Genomic DNA, 20338 nt, shown 5'->3' on the forward strand with positions numbered 1-20338 from the left:
GGTGGACCCCGTCAGACGATGCAGTCGCGTGGAGGCACCGCATGCAGGCATGGCAAGTGCACGAGAACGGCGAGCCGAGCGAGGTGATGCGCCTCGAGGAGGTGGCGACACCGACGCCCGGCGACGGCCAGGTCCTGCTGAAGGTGCGTGCCGCGAACATCAACTTCCCCGATGTGCTGATGTGCCGCGGCCACTACCAGGTGCAGCCGCCGCTGCCCTTCACGCCGGGCGTGGAGATCTGCGGCGAGACCGAGGACGGGCGCCGCGTGCTCGCCAACCCCGCGCTGCCGTACGGCGGTTTCGCCGAGTACGCCGTCGCCGATGCCGCCGGGCTGCTGCCCGCGCCGGAGTCGCTGGACGACGCGGAGGCGGCCGCGCTGCACATCGGGTACCAGACGGGCTGGTTCGGTCTGCACCGGCGAGCCCGTCTGGAGGCCGGTGAGACGCTGCTCGTCCACGCCGCCGCCGGTGGGGTCGGCAGCGCCGCCGTGCAGCTCGGGAAGGCGGCCGGCGCCACCGTGATCGGTGTCGTGGGCGGTGCCGACAAGGCCGCGGTGGCGCGGGAGCTGGGCTGCGACGTCGTGATCGACCGGCGAGCGGAGAACGTCATCGCCGCCGTGAAGGAGGCCACCGGCGGCCGGGGCGCCGACGTCATTTACGACCCGGTCGGCGGCGAGGCCTACACGCAGTCCACCAAGGTCGTCGCCTTCGAGGGCCGGATCGTGGTCGTGGGCTTCGCCAGCGGGACCATCCCCAGCCCGGGCCTCAACCACGCACTGGTGAAGAACTACGCGATCCTCGGCCTGCACTGGGGCCTCTACAACACCAAGAACCCCAAACTGGTCCAGCACTGCCACGAGCAGCTCACCGAACTCGCCGCCCGGGGCGCCATCAAGCCGCTGGTCAGCGAGCGGGTGCCGCTGAGCGAAGCCGCGGCCGCGGTCCAGCGGGTCGGTGCCGGGGTCACGACGGGCCGGGTCGCCGTCGTCCCGTCTCTGCCGAACGGAGCCACCGCATGACCGACGCAGTCGAACTCAAGCGCCGCACAGCGGAATTGCTGGCCGCACACCCGCCGGCCACCACGGACCGCCTCGACTTCCTGAAGGCCCGCTTCGACGCCGGCCTGGCATGGGTGCACTACCCCGAGGGCCTCGGCGGACTCGGTGCCGCGCGCTCCCTCCAAGCCGTCGTGGACGCCGAGCTGGAGGCCGCGGGCGCCCCCGACAACGATCCGCGACGCAACGGCATCGGCCTCGGCATGGCCGCGCCGACCATCCTCAAGTACGGCACCGACGAGCAGAAGCAGCGCTTCCTGCGCCCCCTGTGGACCGGCGAGGAGGTCTGGTGCCAGCTCTTCAGCGAGCCCGGCGCCGGATCCGACCTGGCCGGACTCGGTACGCGGGCCGTCCATGAGAGTGGGGGAGAGTGGGTGGTGAACGGCCAGAAGGTGTGGACGTCCAGCGCGCACAACGCCCGCTGGGCCATCCTCATCGCCCGCACCGACCCGGACGTGCCCAAGCACGCGGGCATCACGTACTTCCTGTGCGACATGACCGACCCCGGCGTCGATGTGCGGCCGCTGCGCCAGATCACCGGCGAGGCCGAGTTCAACGAGGTCTTCCTCACCGACGTCCGCATCCCCGACTCCCGCCGCCTCGGCGAGATCGGCGACGGCTGGCGGGTCGCGCAGACCACGCTCAACAACGAGCGCGTCGCCATCGGCGGTATGCGGCTGCCCCGCGAGGGCGGCATGATCGGCCCGGTCTCCAGGACCTGGCGCGAGCGCCCCGAGCTGCGCACCCACGATCTGCACCAGCGCCTGCTGAAGCTGTGGGTCGAGGCCGAGGTCGCCCGTCTCACCGGCGAACGACTGCGCCAGCAGCTCGCCCTGGGCCAGCCCGGCCCCGAGGGCGCCGGCATGAAGCTCGCCTTCGCCCGCCTCAACCAGGAGATCAGCGGCCTGGAGGTCGAACTCCGCGGCGAGGAAGGCCTGTTGTACGACGACTGGACCATGCGCCGGCCCGAGATGGTGGACTTCGTCGGCCGCGACGCCGGCTACCGCTACCTCCGCTCCAAGGGCAACAGCATCGAGGGCGGGACCAGCGAGGTCCTGCTGAACATCGTCGCCGAGCGCGTCCTGGGCCTGCCCTCGGAACCGCGCACCGACAAGGACGTCGCATGGAAGGACCTGTCCCGATGAAAAAGGCGCCCGACCTGCTGTACTCGGAGGAGGAAGACGCGCTGCGGTCCGCCGTACGGGACCTGCTCGCCGACCACTGCGACGCCCCCGGCGTCATCGCCCGCACCGAGTCCGACGCCCCGCACGACCTCGCTGCCTGGAAGGCCCTCGCGGACGGCATGGGCCTCGCCGGACTCCTGGTGCCGGAGGCGCAGGGCGGCCAGGGTGCCACGCACCGCGAAGCCGCTGTCGTGCTGGAGGAGTTGGGGCGGGCGGTCGCCCCGGTGCCGTACCTCACCAGCGCCGTCGTCGCGACCGAGGCGCTGCTGGCCTGCGGCACCGAGGACCTGCTCGCCGAGGTGGCATCGGGACGGAAGATCGGCGCCCTCGCTGTCTCGCTGCACGTCGCCGCGGGCGGCGCCTACAAGGTCGTACGCCATGAAGGCGGCTCCCTGCACGGGGAGTTGACCGGCATCGCGGACGCCACGGCCGCCGATGTGCTGCTGGTCCCGGCGGACGACGGCGGGCTGTACGCGGTGGACGCCTCCAGCGCGACCGTCACCCCGCAGGTGTCCCTGGACCTGACCCGGCCGCTCGCGACCGTGACCCTGGACGGTGCGCCCGGTCGTCTCCTGGGCGACGCCGAACCCGCCGTACGACGGGCGCTGCGGTCCGGAGCCGGGCTGCTCGCCTCCGAGCAACTCGGGCTCGCCGACTGGACGCTGACCGAGACCGTGCGCTACCTGAAGGAGCGCAAGCAGTTCAACCGGTCCGTCGGCGGGTTCCAGGCGCTCAAGCACCGGCTCGCCCAGCTGTGGCTGGAGGTCGTCAACCTGCGGGCCGCGGCGCGCAACGCGGCCGACGCGCTGGCGAGCGGCGAGGACGCCGATGTGGCGGTCGCCGTCGCCCAGTCCTACGCGGCCTCCGTCGCCGTGCACGCCGCCGAGGAGGCCCTCCAGCTGCACGCCGGCATCGGTATGACGTGGGAGCACCCGGTCCACCTGTACCTCAAGCGGGCGAAGGCCGACTCCATCGCCTACGGCACCGCGGGCGCCCACCGTGCCGCACTGGCCGAACTCGTGGACCTCCAGGCCCCCTGACGTTCACCAGGAAAAGCCCGTCCCACCTGGGGCGGGCTTTTTCGTGCGCCCCGCGCGGGGGCGATGAACAGACGGCGGCAGTCCGGCCAACTCCTGTCACGAGCATGCCCTTTGAGGGACCGGCGACCCCATACTCGCCGGTGTCCCGTACCGCCCTCAAAGGGAGGCAGGCATGGCCCTCACCACCCGTCGCAGAGCCCTCACCACCCTCGGCGCAGCCCTCGCGGGCGCCGTCGCGCTGCCCGCCACCGACGCGTTCGCGGGTGAACAGAGGCACCGCCCGCGGCCGTTGTGGCGGGCCCACGCCCACAACGACTACGAGCACCCCCGCCCCCTCCTCGACGCCCTCGACCACCGCTTCGGCAGCGTCGAGGCCGACATCTTCCTCGTCGGCGACCAGCTTCTCATCGGCCACACCGCGGACGACCTCGACCCGGCCCGCACCCTGGAGTCCCTCTACCTCGACCCGCTGGCCGCCCGCGTGAGGGCCAACCACGGCTCGGTGTACCGGGGTCACCGGGGGCCCCTCCAGCTGCTCATCGACATCAAGACCGAGGGCTCCTCGACGTACCTCGAACTCGACCGGCATCTGCGCCGCCACAAGCACCTGTTCACCACGTACGCCCGCGGCCGTGTCCTGCCCGGCCCGGTCACGGCCGTCATCTCCGGCGACCGTGCCGCCCGCGCGCCCATGGAGGCGCAGACCGTACGACGGGCCTTCTACGACGGTCGCCTCGCCGACCTCGGCAGCCCGGCGCCCGCCTCCTTCATCTCGCTGATCAGCGACAACTGGACGCTCAACTTCACCTGGCAGGGCGTGGGAGCCTTCCCCGACGCCGAGCGGCAGAAGCTGCGCGGCATCGTCCGGGCCGCCCATGCGCGCGGGCAGAAGGTGCGCTTCTGGGCCACGCCGGACCTGGCGGGTCCCGCCCGTGACGCGCTGTGGGGCGAACTGCTCGCCGCCGGCGTCGACTACCTCAACACCGACGACCTCGCCGGCCTCGAAACCTTCCTGGACGCCCACCGGCCGGCGTAGACACCACACGTTCGGCGGACAGGTCAGCCGCCCGGACGAACCCTCCGCTACGCCACACTTGCGCCCGAACGCCGTGAACCGGGCGTACTGGCGTGGCGGAGGAGGCCGACGATGGCGATTTCCATCTCTGTGGTGATGTTGCTGCTGGTCCTGGCGGTGATCTTCCTGCGCAACGGAGGGCTGAAGGTCTCGCACGCACTGGTGTGCGCACTGTTCGGCTTCTACCTGGCCAGTACGAGCATCGCCCCGACCATCCACAGCGGTCTGACGGCGACGGCGGACATCGTCAGCAGCCTCCGGCCCTGAGGGTCATCCGGTCGAGAAGACCCCGATGCCGTTCGGTACCGGGCGTTCGGCGCCGCCGGTGGGGTGGTTGCGCACCGATACGGCACTCGCCCCGGGCTCGCGGGCGACCAGCGTCGACGATCCGCCGCCGTCCAGGCTGAAGGCGTCGACCGAGCCCAGCCCCTTCATGGTGTCCGCGACTTCGGCGACGGTCAGACCCGTGCGGTACGCGACCGCGCCGTCCACCGCGAGCAGCAGCACCCGCCGGCCGCCGTCCGCGATCCCCACGGCGGTGCGCACGGCCGCGGTCGTGCCGTCCAGGCCGGGCAGCGGCTGTCCGTCGTCGAGGACCGGGTAGCCGCCGATGGCGAAGCGGTACGGGATCCGGGTCGCGGAGGCGACCAGGCCGTGCCGGACCTGTACGTGCTCGCCGACGGAGAGCTTCCGTAACTGCCGCGCGCCCTCCTCCCGGCCGACGAGCACGGTGGTGTCCGCTGCGACGGGGCCGCCGCCCGGGGTGTCGGCGGCCGCCACGACCTGGCCCCGGCGGACCGTCACCTCGTAGGTGTCCGTGCTGCACGGGGCGGCCCGGTCGGTGTCCGTGCCGCAGGTGGCACGCACCCGGGAGGCGCTGCCCCAGGCGCTGGTGAAGGCGCCGACGGAGTTCACCGGCAGCGCGTACTGGTTGAGCCCGCCCAGCGGGAGCCGCGTCCCGGGAGCGCGGACGGACCCGGTCAGGGACAGGCTGTCGAGCCGGGCCCGTCGGTCGACCCCCATGCCGAGCACGTTCCTCGTGGAGGTGCCCGGTGGCATCGCGGGGCCGAAACGCTGGCCGTCGGGCACGGCCGCCTTGAGTGTGCGGCCGTGCGCGATCGCCGGGCCCACGCTCGCGCCGGTCGCCTCGACGCCGGGGTGCTGGGTCTCGGTGATGTTGAAGAAGTCACCGTTGACACCCGCGACCGCGCCCTGAGTGTCCGCCAGTTGCGAGACGGGCGCCCGCGCCGCGACCGCTCCCGGATGCAGCAGGTCGAGCCGGACGTGCGGATCGCGCAGGTCGACGGTGAGGACATGAACACGCGTGGGGCCCTTGGCCGCCTGGATGTCGTACTGCCGGTACGTGACGCCCGACGCGATCCGGACGGTGTCCTGCGCGGCGCCGGCCGGTGCCGCCCCCGTCAGGACCGCACCGGCCAGCGCACCGCATGCCGTGAGAAACGTCAGTACCGCTCTGCCTGCTCGGAACCTGTTCTGACGAAGCGTCACAGTCCCCCCTGAGGTCTCGTCAACTGTCCCAGGACTCAGACGAAGTGCACCAGACGGCGGTCTGTCTAGGAGCCGAGAAGACGGGAACGGATCAGGAAACGCACTCCTTCCGGTGCTTCGAGCGAGAAGCCGCTGCCCCGCCCCTCGACCACGTCGACGATCAGCCGGGTGTGGCTCCACACCTCGAACTGGCTGCGCGACATCCAGAACGTCACGGCCTCCCCGACGCCCTCGACCTCCAGCTCCGCGAGCAGCACGTCCGAGCCGCCGGTGCGGAACTCGCCCGCCGGGTAGCACATGGGGGCGCTGCCGTCGCAGCAGCCGCCGGACTGATGGAACATCAGCGGACCGTGCACCTCGTGCAGCCGGCGCAGCAGATCGGCGGCCGCGGGGGTGAGCTCGACGCGGGGGGTCTCCTCATACATGCGCCCCAGACCAGCACGCGCCACGTTGCGAGAAGGTTGCACCCCGGAGCAGGGTGGGGCCATGTACTCGACCCGTGTCTCCTGTCGTGTGAACGCCCCGCGTGCTGCCGTCTACCGGATGCTCGTGGACGCCGACGCGCTCGCCAGGTGGCGGGTGCCCGAGGGGATGAGCAGCGAGGTGCACGCCTTCGACGCCCGGGAGGGAGGCGCGTTCCGTATCTCGCTCACCTATGACCTGCCGACCGGCACCGGCAAGTCCGGCTCGCACACCGACACGTACCACGGCCGTTTCCTGGAGCTCGTGCCGGACGAGCGGGTGGTCGAGGAGTTCGAGTTCGAGACCGGGGACGCCGCGCTGCGGGGCACGATGACGATGACGACCACGCTCACCGACGTGGCGGGCGGGACCGAGGTCGTCGTCCTGCACGAAGGGATTCCCGACGCCGTGCCGGCGGACCAGAACGAGGAGGGCACGCGGATGGCGCTGGCCCATCTCGCGCGGCTGGCCGAGGGCTGAGCGTCAGACCTCGCCGACGTTGGTGGTGAGCAGGCGGAGCAACTGCTTGGCGGTGGCGTCCTGTTCGGGGGTCAGTCCCATGGCGTCCCCGATGGCCACCGGCACGGTCCGCGCCCGCTCGCGCAGTGCGGCTCCCGCGTCGGTGAGGGTGAGGGAGACCGAGCGCTCGTCCTCCGGGCGGCGTTCACGGCGCAGCAGGCCGTTCGCCTCCAGGCGCTTGAGCAGCGGGGAGAGGGTGCTGGACTCCAGCTGGAGCGCGGTGCCCAGATCGCGTACCGAGATCGAGTCCTGCTCCCACAGCACGAGCATGACCAGGTACTGCGGGTAGGTCAGCTGTAGCGCGTCCAGCAGGGGCCGGTAGCGGGCGGTGACCGCGCGGGAGGCGGCGTAGAGGGCGAAGCACAGCTGGTCGTCGAGGAACAGGGAACCGTCCTGCTTCGGTTCGGCGGTGCTCATGGCCTGGCTCCTTTGATGGGGTCCTCCCGATTCTATCGAGCCATAAACAGTCGCGAAATAGGTAGTCGTACTCGATTAAGTTGTGCACGACTAAATAGAGCGCTACAGTCATGGATGTGCCGCCGCTCCTGGCGAACAGCGTCGACGGAGCGCGCCCGCGGCCACCCGTTGCGAGGAGACAGCCATGTCCGACCAGACCGGCACCCGCCCCGTCCTCGAGCCCGCCGCCCAGGCCTTCGTCGAGGCGACCGCGAACCCGCCGTACCTCTTCGACCTGGGCCCCGTCGAGGGCCGTAAGGCGGTCGACGAGGTGCAGTCCGGGGAGATCACCAAGCCCGCGATCGACGAGGAATGGATCACCGTGTCCGGCGGGCCCACCGGCAGCGTCCGCACCCGGATCGTGCGCCCGGCGGGCGCTGAGGGCACCCTTCCCGTGATCCTCTACATCCACGGCGCGGGCTGGGTCTTCGGCAACGCCCACACCCACGACCGCCTGGTCCGTGAACTCGCCACCGGCGCCAACGCCGCGGTCGTCTTCCCCGAGTACGACCTCTCCCCCGAGGCCCGCTACCCGGTCGCCATCGAGCAGAACTACACCGTCGCCCAGTGGATCGTGCAGGAAGGCACCTCCAAGAACCTGGACGCCACCCGCATCGCGGTCGCCGGGGACTCCGTGGGCGGCAACATGAGTGCCGCGCTCACCTTGATGGCCAAGCAGCGCGGGGACGTCCCGCTGGTCCAGCAGGTGCTGTTCTACCCGGTCACCGACGCCGCCTTCGACACCGGCTCCTACCACCAGTTCGCCGAAGGCTACTTCCTGCGCCGCGACGCCATGCAGTGGTTCTGGGACCAGTACACCACCGACGAAGCCGACCGCGCCCAGATCACCGCCTCCCCGCTGCGCGCCACCACCGAGCAGCTCACCGGCCTGCCCCCGGCCCTCATCATCACCGGCGAGGCCGACGTCCTGCGCGACGAGGGCGAGGCCTACGCCAACAAACTCCGCACAGCCGGCGTCCCCGTCACCGCCGTCCGCTACCAGGGCATCATCCACGACTTCGTCATGCTCAACGCCCTGCGCGAAACCCACGCCGCCCACGCCGCGATCGACCAGGCCATCACCACCCTGCGCACCGCGCTCGGTACGGCGTGACCGTGTGAGCCGCCTCATGCGTCGCGGCCCGTCTCAGGCGGGCTGCGGCGTCAGGCGGCTGTGGCCCTTGCGGTCGTAGTAGGCGGTCATCGCGAAGCCGAAGAGGATGGCGAGGGCGGCGCCGATCGCGGTCATCGTCCAGGCGCGGGTGAGGCCCGCGTCGCCGCGGGCGTCGAAGTAGAGGATCGCGCGGACGCCGTCGCCGAGCTGGCGCATGGGCTCGAAGTGGGACAGGAAGCGGTAGAAGGCCGGCACCGCCTGGAGGGGGACGGTGGCGCCCGAGGACGGCAGGCCCAGGACGATGAACACGAACATCGACACGAGCTGTCCGATGCCGCCGAACGCGGCGTTGATCGCCTGCACACCCAGGCCGACCGCGAGTGACGCGCAGTACGAGTAGATCCACAGCAGCGGGAGATGGGTCGCGTCCATGCCCAGGATCGCGACGCAGGCGAGCATCACCAGGGAGACGGTGAGCACGGTGATGCCCGCGGTCATCGCCATCTTCAGCAGCAGCGTCTGGGTGCGGTTGATCGGCACGGTGGGCAGCCGGGTGTGCCAGGGGCCGATCTCGTTGTCGGCGTAGCCGAGGCCGGTGTCGACGCCGTTGCTGACGATGTTGCCGCCCATGAAGCCGGCGAGGACGAGCAGCAGCGTGTAGTAGAAGGCGGTCAGCCCCAGGCCGCTGTGGATGCCGACGGGGTGGCCCACCTCGGTGGTGACGGCCACGGGGTCGGCGAGCAACAGCTTCTGCGTGGCGTCGGCGCGTGGGGCCGACCGGGTGAGCTGCTTGCCGATGGTCTGCGAGGCCTGGTGCGCCGTCTGCGTGCTGATCTGACTGGCGAGGGAGGAGCCGAGGCTGCCCTTGCCGGGGTTGGTGAGCACCGTGAGCGTCGGCCGCGCGGTGGCGCCGGTGCCGGTGAGCGCGCCCACGGAGGCGGTGAAGTCGGCGGGGACGACGAGGGCTCCGTAGACCTTGCCCGAGTCCAGCTCGTCCTGGGCCTGCGTCCGGGTGAGTTGCCGCCAGTCTGCCTTGTCGCTCGACGTGTCCGACATGATCGCCGCGGCGATCTGCGTCCCCAGGTTCTGCTCCTGCCCGGCCGGCGGCTTGCCGGTGTCGGCGTTGACGAGCGCGATCGGCAGGTCCTTGAGGTCGCCCTGCGGATTGACGATGCCGCCCATGTACAGCAGGGACAGCAGCAGGGCGAGCAGTCCGCTCAGGAGGGTGGGTACCAGCCACAGCTTGGGGCGGCCGAGCAGTGCGGAGGCACGGGCCTGGGGAGCGGGGTCGTTCATGGCTCTCCGGGGGGTGGGCGGTGACGCGTTCCTCCCAGTGGTACGCGATCATGGCCCGTCCCGCGCGCGGAGCGGCTCACGCGGCCGGGTCGCGGGGCAGCGGCTGTTCGAACCAGACCACCTTGCCCGTGCTCACCCTGGTCGCCCCCCAGCGCCGTGCCAGCTGGTCGACCAGGAACAACCCCCGGCCGCCCTCGTCGCTCAGGCGTGCGTGCCGCATTCTCGGCACCGCGGTCGAGTCGTCCTCCACCTCGCAGCGGAGCACGTCCGTGCGCAGCAGCCGCAGGGTGATCGGCCGGCCGGCGAACCGCACGGCGTTCGCCACCACCTCGCTGACCAGGAGCTCGGTGGACTCCAGCAGGGATTCCAGGCCCCATTGGCGCAGCGTTCTGCGGGTCAGCCGCCGGGCCTGTCCCGCGGTCTGCGGACGCGGGGCCAGGTACCAGTACGCGACGGTGTCCGGCAGGATGCCCTCGAACCGGGCGGCGAGCAGCGCGATGTCGTCGTCCCGGTCGCCCGCGCCCAGGGTTCCGAGCGCACGGTCGCACAGCTCCTCCGGCGCCGGAGCGGTTCCCGAGGCGGCGCCCGCCCGCAGCCGCGCGCACAGTTGCTCCACCCCGGTCATCACGTCCGAGTCGCGGGACTCCACCAGACCGTCCGTGTACAGCAGCAGGGTCGCCCCGGCCGGTGCGTGCATCTCGACGGACTCGAAGCCACCACCGCCGACACCGATCGGCGCCCCGGGCGGCACCCGCACGACCTCCGTGCTGCCGTCGGGATGCAGGAGCACGGGCGGCGGATGGCCGGCGTTGGACATCAGCAGCCGGTGCAGCACGGGGTCGTACATGGCGTACAGGCAGGTCGCCGTGTGCTCGCTGCCCAGCCGCTCGGCCTGCTCGTCGAGGTGGTGCAGGATCTCGTCGGGGGAGAGGTCGAGCCCGGCGAGGGTCTGCACGATCGTGCGCAGCTGGCCCATGATCGCGGCCGACGTCATGGAATGGCCCATCACGTCGCCGATGACCAGTGCGACACGGTTGCCGGGCAGCGGGATCGCGTCGTACCAGTCGCCGCCGACCTGCGCGGTCCGTGAGGACGGCAGATAGCGGCTGGCCAGCCGGACTCCGGTCGGCTCGGGCAGCGACGCCGGGAGCATGGTGCGCTGCAACGCGTCCGCGACGGCCGCCTCGCGCGCGTAGAGCACCGCCTTGTGGATGCCGAGAGCGGTGTGGGTGGCGAGCTGGGAGGCGACGAGGAGGTCGTCGTAGGTGAAATCCGGCCGCTCGGGGCCCCGGAGGAGCACCACACTGCCCATGACATGGCTGCGACCGTGCAGCGGAGCGATGATCAGCCGCCGTCCGGGCGGCACCGCGCCCGGCGCGTTCGTCACCCCCAGCAGCTCGGCCACCACGGAACGCAGACCCGGGGTGTTCCCGAACACCGGTCGCCCGGCCCGGAGCAGCTTGGTGAGCAGACCGTCCGCGGCCGGCTGTACGGCATCGGCCGCCTGGACGGTGGCGGCGTCCGGGGCGGGTGCCGTGGTGTGCAGCCGTAGGACACCGGGGTCGGCGGTGCTCTCGTCGCCCACCGGAAGCGGCGCGTACAGATGGACGAACGCCGTGTCGGCGAAGGCCGGGACGGCCGCCCGGCACAGTTCGCCCAGTGTCTCGTCGAGGTTCATGCCGCGGGCGATCTGGCGGGTCGCCGCGTCGAGATAGCGGAGCCTGTCGGTCTGCGGCGCGGAGGCGATCGGGCGGCCGGCGGGTGCTTCCGGGGGCGGCGGGCGCATGGCCGCGCCGCCCGCCTCGGGCCGACGCGGGGCACCGGAGGGCTCGTGCACCCCGGCCGACTGCCCGCCGGTGCCGCCATCGGCTCCGGGCTGCTTCGTCACGCGTTTCCTTCCGGCCGTACGGGCCCGCGCGGAGCGGGCGGTTCAGCGGCTGTCAGCCACGCCGTCGGCAGCGCAGGAAGATCTGCACCTCGGGCGGCACGTCCACGGACGCCGGAGCGTACGAGTACGAGGACTCCTCGGCGATCTCGAAGCCCTCCGCCTCCACGACCTCACGCAGCTCGTCCCTGAGATAGCCGGAGACCCGGATGGTGCTGCCGATGAACGGGATCGAGAAGTCGTCCACATCGGCTTCCACCATCGACAGGGCGAACAGACCGCCCGGAACGAGCAGGTGGTGGATGGTCCGCACGGCGAGGGGGATCTCGGCTCGAGGCAGCATGAGCAGGGAGAAGAAGGCGGCCACCGCGTCGAACCGCCCGAGGTCCCGGGGGCCGTCGGGCCGCAGGTCCGCGATGTCGGCCCGGTGGAATGTCCCGGTGGGCACATAGCGCTGGGCGAGCGTGACCATCCGGTCCGACAGGTCGACCCCGACGACGTCCAGGCCGCCGTCCGCCAACTGGCGCGCGGTCGGGATCCCGGTGCCGCAGCCCAGGTCCAGTACGCGCGACCCGGCCGGCAGGGACCTGATGAGCCACTCGGCGGACGCGACCTGGCCCTCCTTGTGCGGGAAGGCCTCGTCGTAACGGTCGCCGATGGCGTCGAAGGCCTCGGCCTGGCCGGTGCGGTCGAGCCGCAGGCTCCCGTAGCCGAGCTCGTCGGCGGGGTTGCTCACGAGTATTCTCCTCCTTCGACGCAATATGGATAATTTTTTCACATTTATACGGATTGGGGCGCGGGCAGGCAGCTGATCACACCGGCCGGGTCGGCGTGCCAGCAGGTTCTCCTCCCCCGTGAGCAGAAGGATCTCTCCCTCGCCGCCGGTGAGGCGCGGGACTACCGTCCCGTCCGGCGGCGGAGGTCCTCGAGGATCGCCGGGATCGTGTCCGGGTCCTGTGCCGTCACCACCACGACGACCTCGTCCTCGGGGGAGGGCCACTCGGCGGCGACCCGCACGCCTGGGTGTTCCGCGAGACGGGACAGCAGTGCCGGGAGGTCGGCGTCGGCGGGGGCCGGCAGCAGGTGCATCGCCGCGGTGGTCACGAAGGGGGCGGGGCGGGGCAGTTCGCCGTCCGCGAGGGTCTCGACGAGCGAGCGGTACGGGTCTGCCGCGCCGTCGGTGGCGAGGGGCACGAGGTGGGAGTTGATCAGGTCGCCGCCGAGCCGTGCGCCGATCTCCAGGACGACGGGGCTCTCGGCGGCGTAGCGCAGGTCCACGTGGAAGCCGCCGGTCTCGATGCCCACGGCGCGCACCGCGCGTTCGGCCGCCTCGTGGACCCGTTCGAGCTGTTCCGCGGTGAGCGCGGACGGGACGACCGTGGTGGTCGTACGGAGTTCCCCGGGGGCCAGGTACTTGTCGGACACGGCGAGGATCACCACCTCGTCCCCGTGCACCAGCCCGGAGACCGAGTGCTCGCTGCCGTCGACGAACTCCTCGACGAGGAAGGCGTCGGAGTCCTCGTAGTTGAGGGACGTCAGCTTCATCAGCTCGTCCGGTTCCGTGTCCGCGTCGAGCACGACGGAACCGCGGCCGCCCGAGGAGTGGGCGAGCTTGAAGATCAGGGGAAGGCCGAACTCGCCGACCGCGGCCATCAGTTCCTCGGCCGTGGTTCCGGTGCGCCAGCGGGGGTTGAGGCCGTGCGGTTCCAGCGCCCGGCGCTGCGCCGCCTTGTCGAGGCACACGGCGGCCGCGGTGACCGAGGGCCCGCGCAGGCCGAGCGCCTGCGACACCCTGGCGGCGATGTCCACGTACCGGTCGCCCCAGCACAGCACCGCCGCGGGCCGGTGCCCGCCGTCCTGTGCCTGCCGCAGGGCGCGGGCCGCCACGTCCTCGGCGGGCTCCGTCCGGGTGAAGGCGGCGATCCGGTCGTCGGGCAGTCCGAGATGGCCGAGGCCGGTGTCGGAGTAGACGTACACGGCGTGGCCCAGTTGTGCGGCGGCGTCGATCTCGGGCTGCCACTCCAGGGGCGAGCGGCGCAGGCCGAGGTGGAGGACGGAACGGTCGGGGGACATGGGAGGGCCTTCCTGGGATCGGTGTGCGGGAGCGGAGGGTGTCACAGTGCCGCCGCGGCGGGTACGTGGCGTCGCTGGTACCAGGTGTTGCCGAAGTCCGAGACGACCAGGGCGGGTCCGGTGTGCTCCGAGCGGTCCGCGTGCGGCTGGTAGACGCTCTGGAGGACACGGCCGATGGCGATGGCCGCGCGCAGCTCCGGGACGCCGTAGGTCTCGCCGTCCGTGCGCATCAGGCGGACGTCGCGGATCCCGGGCCGGTGGGCGCCGGCCAGGGTCAGGCCCAGCGGGACCCGGATGGCGCGGCTTCTTCCAGCGCGCGGGATCGCCGAACCGCTCAGAACGGTCGCCTGGGCCGGATCCGGCTCGCCGACGCGGGTTACCGCCAACTGGTCGACACTGTCGGAGAAGAGGCTGCGCGCGTGCTGCACTTCCGAGAAATGCGGTGCATGTCCGCCCCATCGCCGAGCCCTCAGCTCACGGCGACGGTGACGTGATGCTCCGTGGGCACGGCTGCCTCGCCAGGCCCTGCGTCACCATAAGGTTGCCATCAAGCAACCTCAAGGGGCCGTCTTGTCCTACGAGATGGAACGTGTCACTCCGACCCCGATGATCATCTTCCCTGGCCAGACGGTCTTCCCCGGGTCGGTGTTCTGCGCCTTGAACGCCGTGTCCGGACCTTGAAGCACTGGTGAAAACCCTGTGGAAGCGTTGTCGGTGGGGCCCTTTATGCTGCACCGGACGATCACGCGGGACCAGGGGAGGGCACGGCATGTTGGGCAAGCTGTTCGGGAGAAGTGCGGAGAGACCGGCGCACCCACATGCCCTTCCGCCGCGCAAGCAGAAGCACGGGACGTACGCGTTGCGCGCGCTGGGGGACGCTCGCGTGCTCGCGCTGGTCGAGGCTGCCGACGCGGGCGACTGGTCGGCGGTCAAGGCGGCGCTGGCCCCCTTCGACCTCGGACGCGAACAGGCGGTCCTGGGGCAACTGACCGATGTGGACGGTGTGGAGGAGTGGATCGTCCGGGCCGCCGAGGAGGACAGGGACGACAAGGAGCTCAGGGCGACCGCACTGCTGATATCGGGTGCGCGCCATGTCGCCTGGGGCTGGGAGGCACGCACCTCCGCCCGTGCCGTGGACGTCGGTCGCGAGCAGTGGCAGACCTTCTACGAGCGGCTGCGCATCGCAGAGGAGCATCTGCTCGAGGCCGCCGAGCTGCGGCCCGGCTGGGTCACACCGTGGCGCCATCTGCTCACCTCGGGACGCGGTATGTCCGTCGACGACAGTGTCCAGGAGACCCGGCTCGCGGCGGGTCTGCGCCGTGATCCGCTGAACCTGGACATCCATCTGGAGTGGGTGTCGCACCTGCAGCCCCGCTGGGGCGGAGAGCCGGGCCAGGCCCTGGAGTTCGCCCGGAAGGCCTTCGCCGCCGCGCCCGACGGGCACCGGCTCGGCTGTGTCATCGCCATGGCACATATCGAGGAGTGGGTGGAGTCCGATGACCGCGAGTGCCTGCAACAGCCGCGGATCCGGGCCGAGTTGAGAGAGGCCGCGGAGCGCAGCATCCTGCACCACGCGTACGAGCGCCGCCTGGGCTGGCAGGGCGACTACAACACCTTCGCCATGGCCCTCTCGCTGGCGGGCAGCAGCACGGCCTCCAATGTCTTCCGCGAGCTCGAGGGTGTGATCACCCAGTGGCCGTGGACCTTCATGGCGGACCCCGAGAAGGCGTACGCGCGTTTCCGCAAGGCCTTCTGAGCCACCGGCCATACCGCGGCTGCACCGGCCACGCCGTCGACGCCCGTCTTCGGCCGGCTCCGCGGACCACCCTCCACCCCTGCCGTTCCCTCGACCCCGGACTGCCTCATGCCCCTGCGCGACTCCTCCGCCCACCAAGCCGCCACCGACCGTACCTTCCAGGTCGACCTCCGCGGCCTGGTGGACCTCCTCTCCCACCACCTCTACTCCAGCCCCCGCGTCTACCTGCGTGAACTGATGCAGAACGCGGTCGACGCCCTCACCGCACGGCACGCCATCGAGCCCCACGGCGCCTTCGGCATCCGCCTGTACGCGGACGGCTCCGTCGTACGCGTCGAGGACGACGGCGTCGGTCTCACCGAGGACGACGTACACACCTTCCTCGCCACGATCGGCCGCAGCAGCAAACGCGCCGAGGGGATCGCCGAGCAACGCGCCGACTTCATCGGCCAGTTCGGCATCGGCCTGCTCTCCTGCTTCCTGGTCGCGGACGAGATCCACGTCCTGAGCCGCTCCGCCCGCACCGCGGACGCCCCGGCCGTGGAGTGGCGGGGGCGCGGCGACGGCAGCTACACCGTCCGCACCCTGCCCGCCTCCGCGCGTCCCCGGCCCGGCACCACCGTCACGCTGACCCCGCGCGCCGACGCCGACGAGTGGACCCGCCCGGCCCAAGTGCACGCCCTGGCCCGGCACTTCGGCTCCCTGCTGCGCCATCAGGTGACCTTCGACGACGGCACGGGCGAGAGCGCACCGGTCAACCCCGAGCCCGCGCCCTGGTCGCGTACGTACCCCACACCCGGAGCCCGCTCCCGCGCCCTGGCCGCGTACGGCGAGGAGGTCTTCGGCTTCACGCCGCTGGACACCATCGAACTGGACCTGCCCGCCGTGGGTCTGAAGGGCATCGCGTGCGTGCTGCCCGAGGCGGTCCCGGCCGGGCGCCGTCACGGCCACCGGGTGCACGTCAAGGGCATGCTGCTGTCCGAGCAGGCCGAGGAGATCCTGCCCGAGTGGGCGTTCTTCGTCCGCTGCGTCGTCGACGCCGAGAGCCTGCGCCCGACGGCGTCCCGCGAGTCCCTGTACGAGGACGACACCCTCGCCGCCGTCCGCGACGCCCTCGCCGAGCGGCTGCGCGCATGGATCGCCCGGGCCGCCGCCAGCGACCCGGACCTGCTGCACCGCTTCCTCCAGGCCCACCACCTGGCCGTCAAGTCGCTCGCGGTGCACGACGACGAGATCCTGCGGATGCTGCTGCCCTGGCTGCCGTTCGAGACCACCGACGGCCACTGCACCCTCGACGAGTTCGCGCGCACCCATCGCACGGTGCTCGTGACGTCGAGCGTGGAGGAGTTCCGACAGGTCGCGGCGATCGCCTCGGCGGCCGGGCTGGGCGTCGTCAACGGCGGTTACACCTACGACCGTGAACTGGTCCACCGGCTGCCCGAGATCAGGCCCGAGGTCAGCGTCGCCGACCTCGACCCGGCGACCCTCACCGCCCATCTCGACCCCGTCGACCGGGAGACGGAACTGGCCGCCGCGGCCTACCTCGCCCAGGCCCGCGACGCCCTGTCCGTCTTCGACTGCGACGTCGCGCTGCGCACCTTCCAGCCCGCCTCCGCACCCGCCCTGCTGGTGGACAGCCGCGAGGCCCGGCACGAACGCACCCGCTCCCAGCTCGCCCGGGAGCAGGAGGGCGGCCTGTGGGGCGACATCCTCGGCGCCCTGCGCCAGGAGGCGCCGCGGGCCCAGCTGATCCTCAACCAGCTCAACCCGCTGGTCCGTACCGCCGTCACCATCGACGAGCCCGAGCTGGCCCGCACCAGCGCCGAAGCTCTCTACGGACAGGCCGCGATGCTGTCCCGGCGTCCGCTCAGGCCCGCCGAGTCGAGCCTGATCAACCGCTCCTTCCTCGACCTTCTCGCCCACGCCCTGCGCAAGGACAGCTGACGATGCCGACCGCACACCTTCCCCAGAACACGGACGAACTGTTCCAGGCGCTCCAGGAGAACGACCGGCGCCCGTACGGCCGTACCCGCACCGTCACCGCCGAGGAACTCGTCGACGCCGCCGAGCAGTTCGAGGACCCCGCCGTCCTCATCCACGCACTCCTCGAACTCCAGGAGGCGTACACCTACGGATCCGAACCCCGGAAGTCGCCGGTCGTCTTCGCGCGGCTGCTCACCCTCTTCGACGAGCAGCCCGACATCTTCGACGAGCGCCTGCGCCACATGCTGTTCTGGCGGTTCAAGTGGGTGGCCCACGCCCTGCGCCAGCTGCCCGAGATACCCCTGACCAGCCTGCGCCAGTGGCTGACGGAGATGCGCGACCGGTACGAGAAGGCCGACCTCGGCCTCCAGCCCTACTACGGACAGGCGTACCAGCTCGCCGTCCACGTCGGCGAGGACACCGCCCTCGCCTACGAGTTGTGGGCAAGCCGCACCCGCACCCGGCTCAGCGACTGCGAGGCCTGCGAGACCTGTCAGCGCGCCCGCTACCACCTCAGGGCGGGCGACGACGAGCGGGCCCTGCGCACCTGGGAGCCCGTCCTGGCCGGGAAGGAGTCCTGCAAGGAGGAGCCGGCCCGCTCCGCCTCGTACGCGCTGCTGCCCCTGCTGCGTACCGGCCGCACCGACCGGGCCCGCGAACTGCACCTCGTCGGCTACCGCGCCTGCCGCCGCAACCCCTCGATGTCCGAGGAGGTCGGCCGGCACCTGGAGTTCTGCGCGCTCACCGGCAACGAGGCACGCGGTCTGGAACTGCTCGCCGAGAACCGGAACCTGTTCGACGAGGTCGACTCGCCGCTGGACCAGTTCGGCTTCCTCACCGGCGTGGAGGTCCTCCTCCAGCGCGTCGAAGTCCTCGGCCACGGCGACCTGCCCACCGTCGGATACGCGGGCCGCACCTGGACGGTGTCCGGGCTGCGCGCCGAGGTCCGCAAGCGCGCCGACGACCTCGCCGCCCGCTTCGACACCCGCAACGGAACCACGGCCCACGCCGACCGCCGCAGGGCCCGTCTCGACCGGGCCCCGCTCCTGGACGCGCTGGAACTGACCCTGCGCCCCCGCAGCCTCGACGACGCGGCCCCGGCACCGGTCACCGTGCCCGTCGCCCGTACGACCGCCGCCGTCCCCGAAGCGCTGCCCGAACTCGTTCTCAGGGCGCGAGCGGCGGAGGAGGAGGGGCACCCGGACGCAGTCGCCTGCTGGGCGCGGCTGCGCACGCTGGCGGCCGCCCGTGACTACACCCACCCCGACGACCCGGCCGTGGGCTCGCTCCTGCGGCTGCGCGCGGACCTGCTGGCCGACGAAGGGAACCGGGCGGGCGAGAAGGACGGGTTCGCCGACGCCGCCGCCCTCCACGAGGAGGCCGCGGCCCTGTACGACGACGCCGGACTGCCCGGCCACGCGGCGCTCGCCCGCGCCTGCGCCCTGCTCGCCACCGCCGAGATCCCCGCGGAGCGGGCGGAGGGGGAGAGCGACGCAGGGGAGAGCGCCGACGGAGCCGAGGCGAAGGCCGCGGCGCTGACCGCCGCGCACGCGTCCATCGTCCGCCTCCATGAGGAGACGCCGGGACTCGCCCCGTACCAGGAGGCCCGCCTGCTGCGGCTGCGGGCGACCGCGCTCGCCCTGCGCCTGCAGACCTCGGGCAGTGAGGACCATGTCGCACCGGTCTTCGCCGAGGTGGACGCGCTGCACGCGTTCGCCACCCGGCACGCCCTCGACGGGCAGATCTCCGGCGCCCTGCTGCTGCGGGCCAGCACCCACGCCATCTCCGGCAACCTGCCCACCGCGGTCACCGAGATCGACGCGCTCCTCGACCGGCTGAAGGCGCAGGGCCCCGCCTGGCACCTGCCCCGCACGCTCGGACTGCGCGGCCGGTTCCGGTTCGGCCTCCAGGACGCGCAGGCCGCGCACGCGGACCTGTCCGAGGCCCTGCGACTGGCCGCAGACTGGCCCGCCGACACCGTCGACACCGCCCGCCTCCACGGGGACATGGCCCAGGCCTGCCTGTACCTGGGCCGCCCCGAAGAGGCACTACGGCATCTGACGCGCTCCGCGGAACTGGAACTGTGCCGCGGCAGCCGGACGGACGCGTTCTGCACCTACAGCAACGCCGCCCAGCTCAGCCTCGACCTGGGCCGTGTCGAGGACTGCATCGCGCTGCTCGACTCCCTGCTGGCCGAACCGGACGTCACCGGCGGGGAGTTGAACGACCGGATCGTCGCCCAGCTGCGGCTGACCCGCGCCCGCGCGCTGCACACGGGGGAGGACCTCAAGGCCGCCACGGCGGAGTTCGTCGCCCTGTCCGCCGAGTCGGCCGGCTGGGACGACGACCCGGGGAGCCACGCCATGATCGCCGCGGAGACCGCCGTACTCCTCGGCGAGTCCGGCGAGTTCGAGCGGGCCCGCGACGTCGCGGACCAGGCCCTCGCCGCCCACGCCCGGGCCCCGCGCTTCGAGCACCTCAGCAACTCCCTGCGCGAACTCGCCCGCCTCCAGGCCCAGCAGCAGGGCCCCGACGGCCTGACCGAAGCGCTCGCCTACCTCACCGACGCGGGCCGCGTCGCCGACGAGGCGCGCGCCGCCGACTACCAGGCCCATGGCCGCTCCCTGGACAGCGCCCTGGCCTACGAACACGGTCGGGTCAACGCCTACGCCGGTGCGTACGACGACGCCCTGATCGCCCTGGACAAGGCCCTCGCCCTGCTCGGCGAGCCGGGGCGGGACGACGACGCCGGCGAATGGGCCGAGTGCGTCCGCCTCGCGGGCGCCGTGGAGGGCCTCTACCTGGAGCGCCCCGCCCCCGCCCTCACCCGCCTCGACGCGGCCGTCTCCCACCTGACCGCCCTGGGCCACACCGAGGAGACCGAGCCCCTGACCGCGTTGGCGGCCCGACTGCGCGACGAGGAGTGACGCG

Annotated in this window: 18 protein-coding genes; 10 read left to right on the forward strand and 8 right to left on the reverse strand. The window is 72.1% G+C overall.

The window, feature by feature from the left end; all coding sequences use genetic code 11:
- Positions 1-41 precede the first annotated feature (41 nt).
- From QF037_RS39775 to QF037_RS39795, 5 genes are all read left to right on the forward strand, one after another.
- Positions 42-1019 (forward strand): NADPH:quinone oxidoreductase family protein, encoded by a 978-nt coding sequence (locus tag QF037_RS39775; RefSeq protein ID WP_307033805.1) that lies wholly within the window; start codon positions 42-44, stop codon positions 1017-1019.
- Positions 1016-2200, forward strand: a complete 1185-nt coding sequence (locus QF037_RS39780; RefSeq protein WP_307033807.1) for an acyl-CoA dehydrogenase family protein — start codon at positions 1016-1018, stop codon at positions 2198-2200. Before QF037_RS39775 ends, QF037_RS39780 begins: the two co-directional genes overlap by 4 nt.
- A complete protein-coding gene (locus tag QF037_RS39785) occupies positions 2197-3279 on the forward strand; it encodes an acyl-CoA dehydrogenase family protein (RefSeq protein WP_307033809.1) in 1083 nt (360 codons plus the stop codon). Before QF037_RS39780 ends, QF037_RS39785 begins: the two co-directional genes overlap by 4 nt.
- Positions 3280-3451: 172 nt before the next feature.
- Entirely contained in the window at positions 3452-4315 is an 864-nt protein-coding gene (locus tag QF037_RS39790; protein ID WP_307033811.1) for a phosphatidylinositol-specific phospholipase C/glycerophosphodiester phosphodiesterase family protein, read from the forward strand.
- A 111-nt stretch (positions 4316-4426) separates the two neighbouring features.
- Positions 4427-4621, forward strand: coding sequence for a hypothetical protein (locus QF037_RS39795; protein ID WP_307033813.1), 195 nt, complete (start codon positions 4427-4429; stop codon positions 4619-4621).
- Positions 4622-4624: 3 nt separating this feature from the next.
- Here QF037_RS39795 and QF037_RS39800 read toward each other — a convergent pair whose 3' ends face one another.
- Complete coding sequence (locus QF037_RS39800; protein WP_307033815.1) at positions 4625-5863, reverse strand: phosphodiester glycosidase family protein; 1239 nt, start codon at positions 5861-5863, stop codon at positions 4625-4627.
- Positions 5864-5928: 65 nt separating this feature from the next.
- Positions 5929-6288, reverse strand: a complete 360-nt coding sequence (locus QF037_RS39805) for a DUF779 domain-containing protein (RefSeq protein ID WP_307033817.1) — start codon at positions 6286-6288, stop codon at positions 5929-5931.
- 61 nt (positions 6289-6349) lie between these two features.
- On the opposite strand from QF037_RS39805, the gene QF037_RS39810 reads away from it, so the two are divergent.
- Positions 6350-6805 (forward strand): SRPBCC domain-containing protein, encoded by a 456-nt coding sequence (locus QF037_RS39810; protein ID WP_307033819.1) that lies wholly within the window; start codon positions 6350-6352, stop codon positions 6803-6805.
- 3 nt (positions 6806-6808) lie between these two features.
- Here the strand turns inward: QF037_RS39810 and QF037_RS39815 are convergent, their stop codons facing one another.
- Entirely contained in the window at positions 6809-7261 is a 453-nt protein-coding gene (locus QF037_RS39815) for a MarR family winged helix-turn-helix transcriptional regulator (protein ID WP_307033821.1), read from the reverse strand.
- 184 nt (positions 7262-7445) lie between these two features.
- Here QF037_RS39815 and QF037_RS39820 point away from each other — a divergent pair, with 184 nt between their 5' ends.
- On the forward strand, positions 7446-8414 hold the full coding sequence (locus tag QF037_RS39820; protein ID WP_307033823.1) for an alpha/beta hydrolase: 969 nt from the start codon (positions 7446-7448) through the stop codon (positions 8412-8414).
- A gap of 33 nt (positions 8415-8447) precedes the next feature.
- Here the strand turns inward: QF037_RS39820 and QF037_RS39825 are convergent, their stop codons facing one another.
- From QF037_RS39825 to QF037_RS39845, 5 genes are all read right to left on the reverse strand, one after another.
- Entirely contained in the window at positions 8448-9710 is a 1263-nt protein-coding gene (locus QF037_RS39825) for a YhgE/Pip domain-containing protein (protein WP_307033825.1), read from the reverse strand.
- Positions 9711-9786: 76 nt separating this feature from the next.
- Positions 9787-11598 (reverse strand): SpoIIE family protein phosphatase, encoded by a 1812-nt coding sequence (locus QF037_RS39830; RefSeq protein WP_373463868.1) that lies wholly within the window; start codon positions 11596-11598, stop codon positions 9787-9789.
- Positions 11599-11650: 52 nt separating this feature from the next.
- Positions 11651-12331, reverse strand: a complete 681-nt coding sequence (locus tag QF037_RS39835; protein WP_373463869.1) for a class I SAM-dependent DNA methyltransferase — start codon at positions 12329-12331, stop codon at positions 11651-11653.
- Positions 12332-12492: 161 nt separating this feature from the next.
- Positions 12493-13668 carry an ATP-grasp domain-containing protein gene (locus tag QF037_RS39840; protein WP_307033827.1) on the reverse strand — a complete coding sequence of 392 codons (1176 nt, stop codon included), beginning with the start codon at positions 13666-13668 and terminating at the stop codon, positions 12493-12495.
- Between the two features lie 41 nt (positions 13669-13709).
- Positions 13710-14096, reverse strand: coding sequence for a hypothetical protein (locus QF037_RS39845; protein ID WP_307033829.1), 387 nt, complete (start codon positions 14094-14096; stop codon positions 13710-13712).
- A 341-nt stretch (positions 14097-14437) separates the two neighbouring features.
- Between QF037_RS39845 and QF037_RS39850 the strand changes: the two genes are divergently transcribed.
- The 3 genes from QF037_RS39850 to QF037_RS39860 all read left to right on the forward strand — a co-directional run bounded on the left by QF037_RS39850 (position 14438) and on the right by QF037_RS39860 (position 20334).
- The gene (locus QF037_RS39850; RefSeq protein WP_307033831.1) at positions 14438-15424 is read left to right on the forward strand and encodes a hypothetical protein; all 987 of its coding nucleotides are present in this window, start codon (positions 14438-14440) and stop codon (positions 15422-15424) included.
- 108 nt (positions 15425-15532) lie between these two features.
- Positions 15533-17368, forward strand: a complete 1836-nt coding sequence (locus tag QF037_RS39855) for an HSP90 family protein (protein ID WP_307033833.1) — start codon at positions 15533-15535, stop codon at positions 17366-17368.
- A 2-nt stretch (positions 17369-17370) separates the two neighbouring features.
- Entirely contained in the window at positions 17371-20334 is a 2964-nt protein-coding gene (locus tag QF037_RS39860) for a tetratricopeptide repeat protein (protein WP_307033836.1), read from the forward strand.
- Positions 20335-20338: the final 4 nt, after the last annotated feature.

Origin of the sequence: Streptomyces canus (genome assembly GCF_030815415.1) — a bacterium.
In the GTDB taxonomy this organism is placed as follows: Bacteria; Actinomycetota; Actinomycetes; order Streptomycetales; family Streptomycetaceae; genus Streptomyces; species Streptomyces canus_F.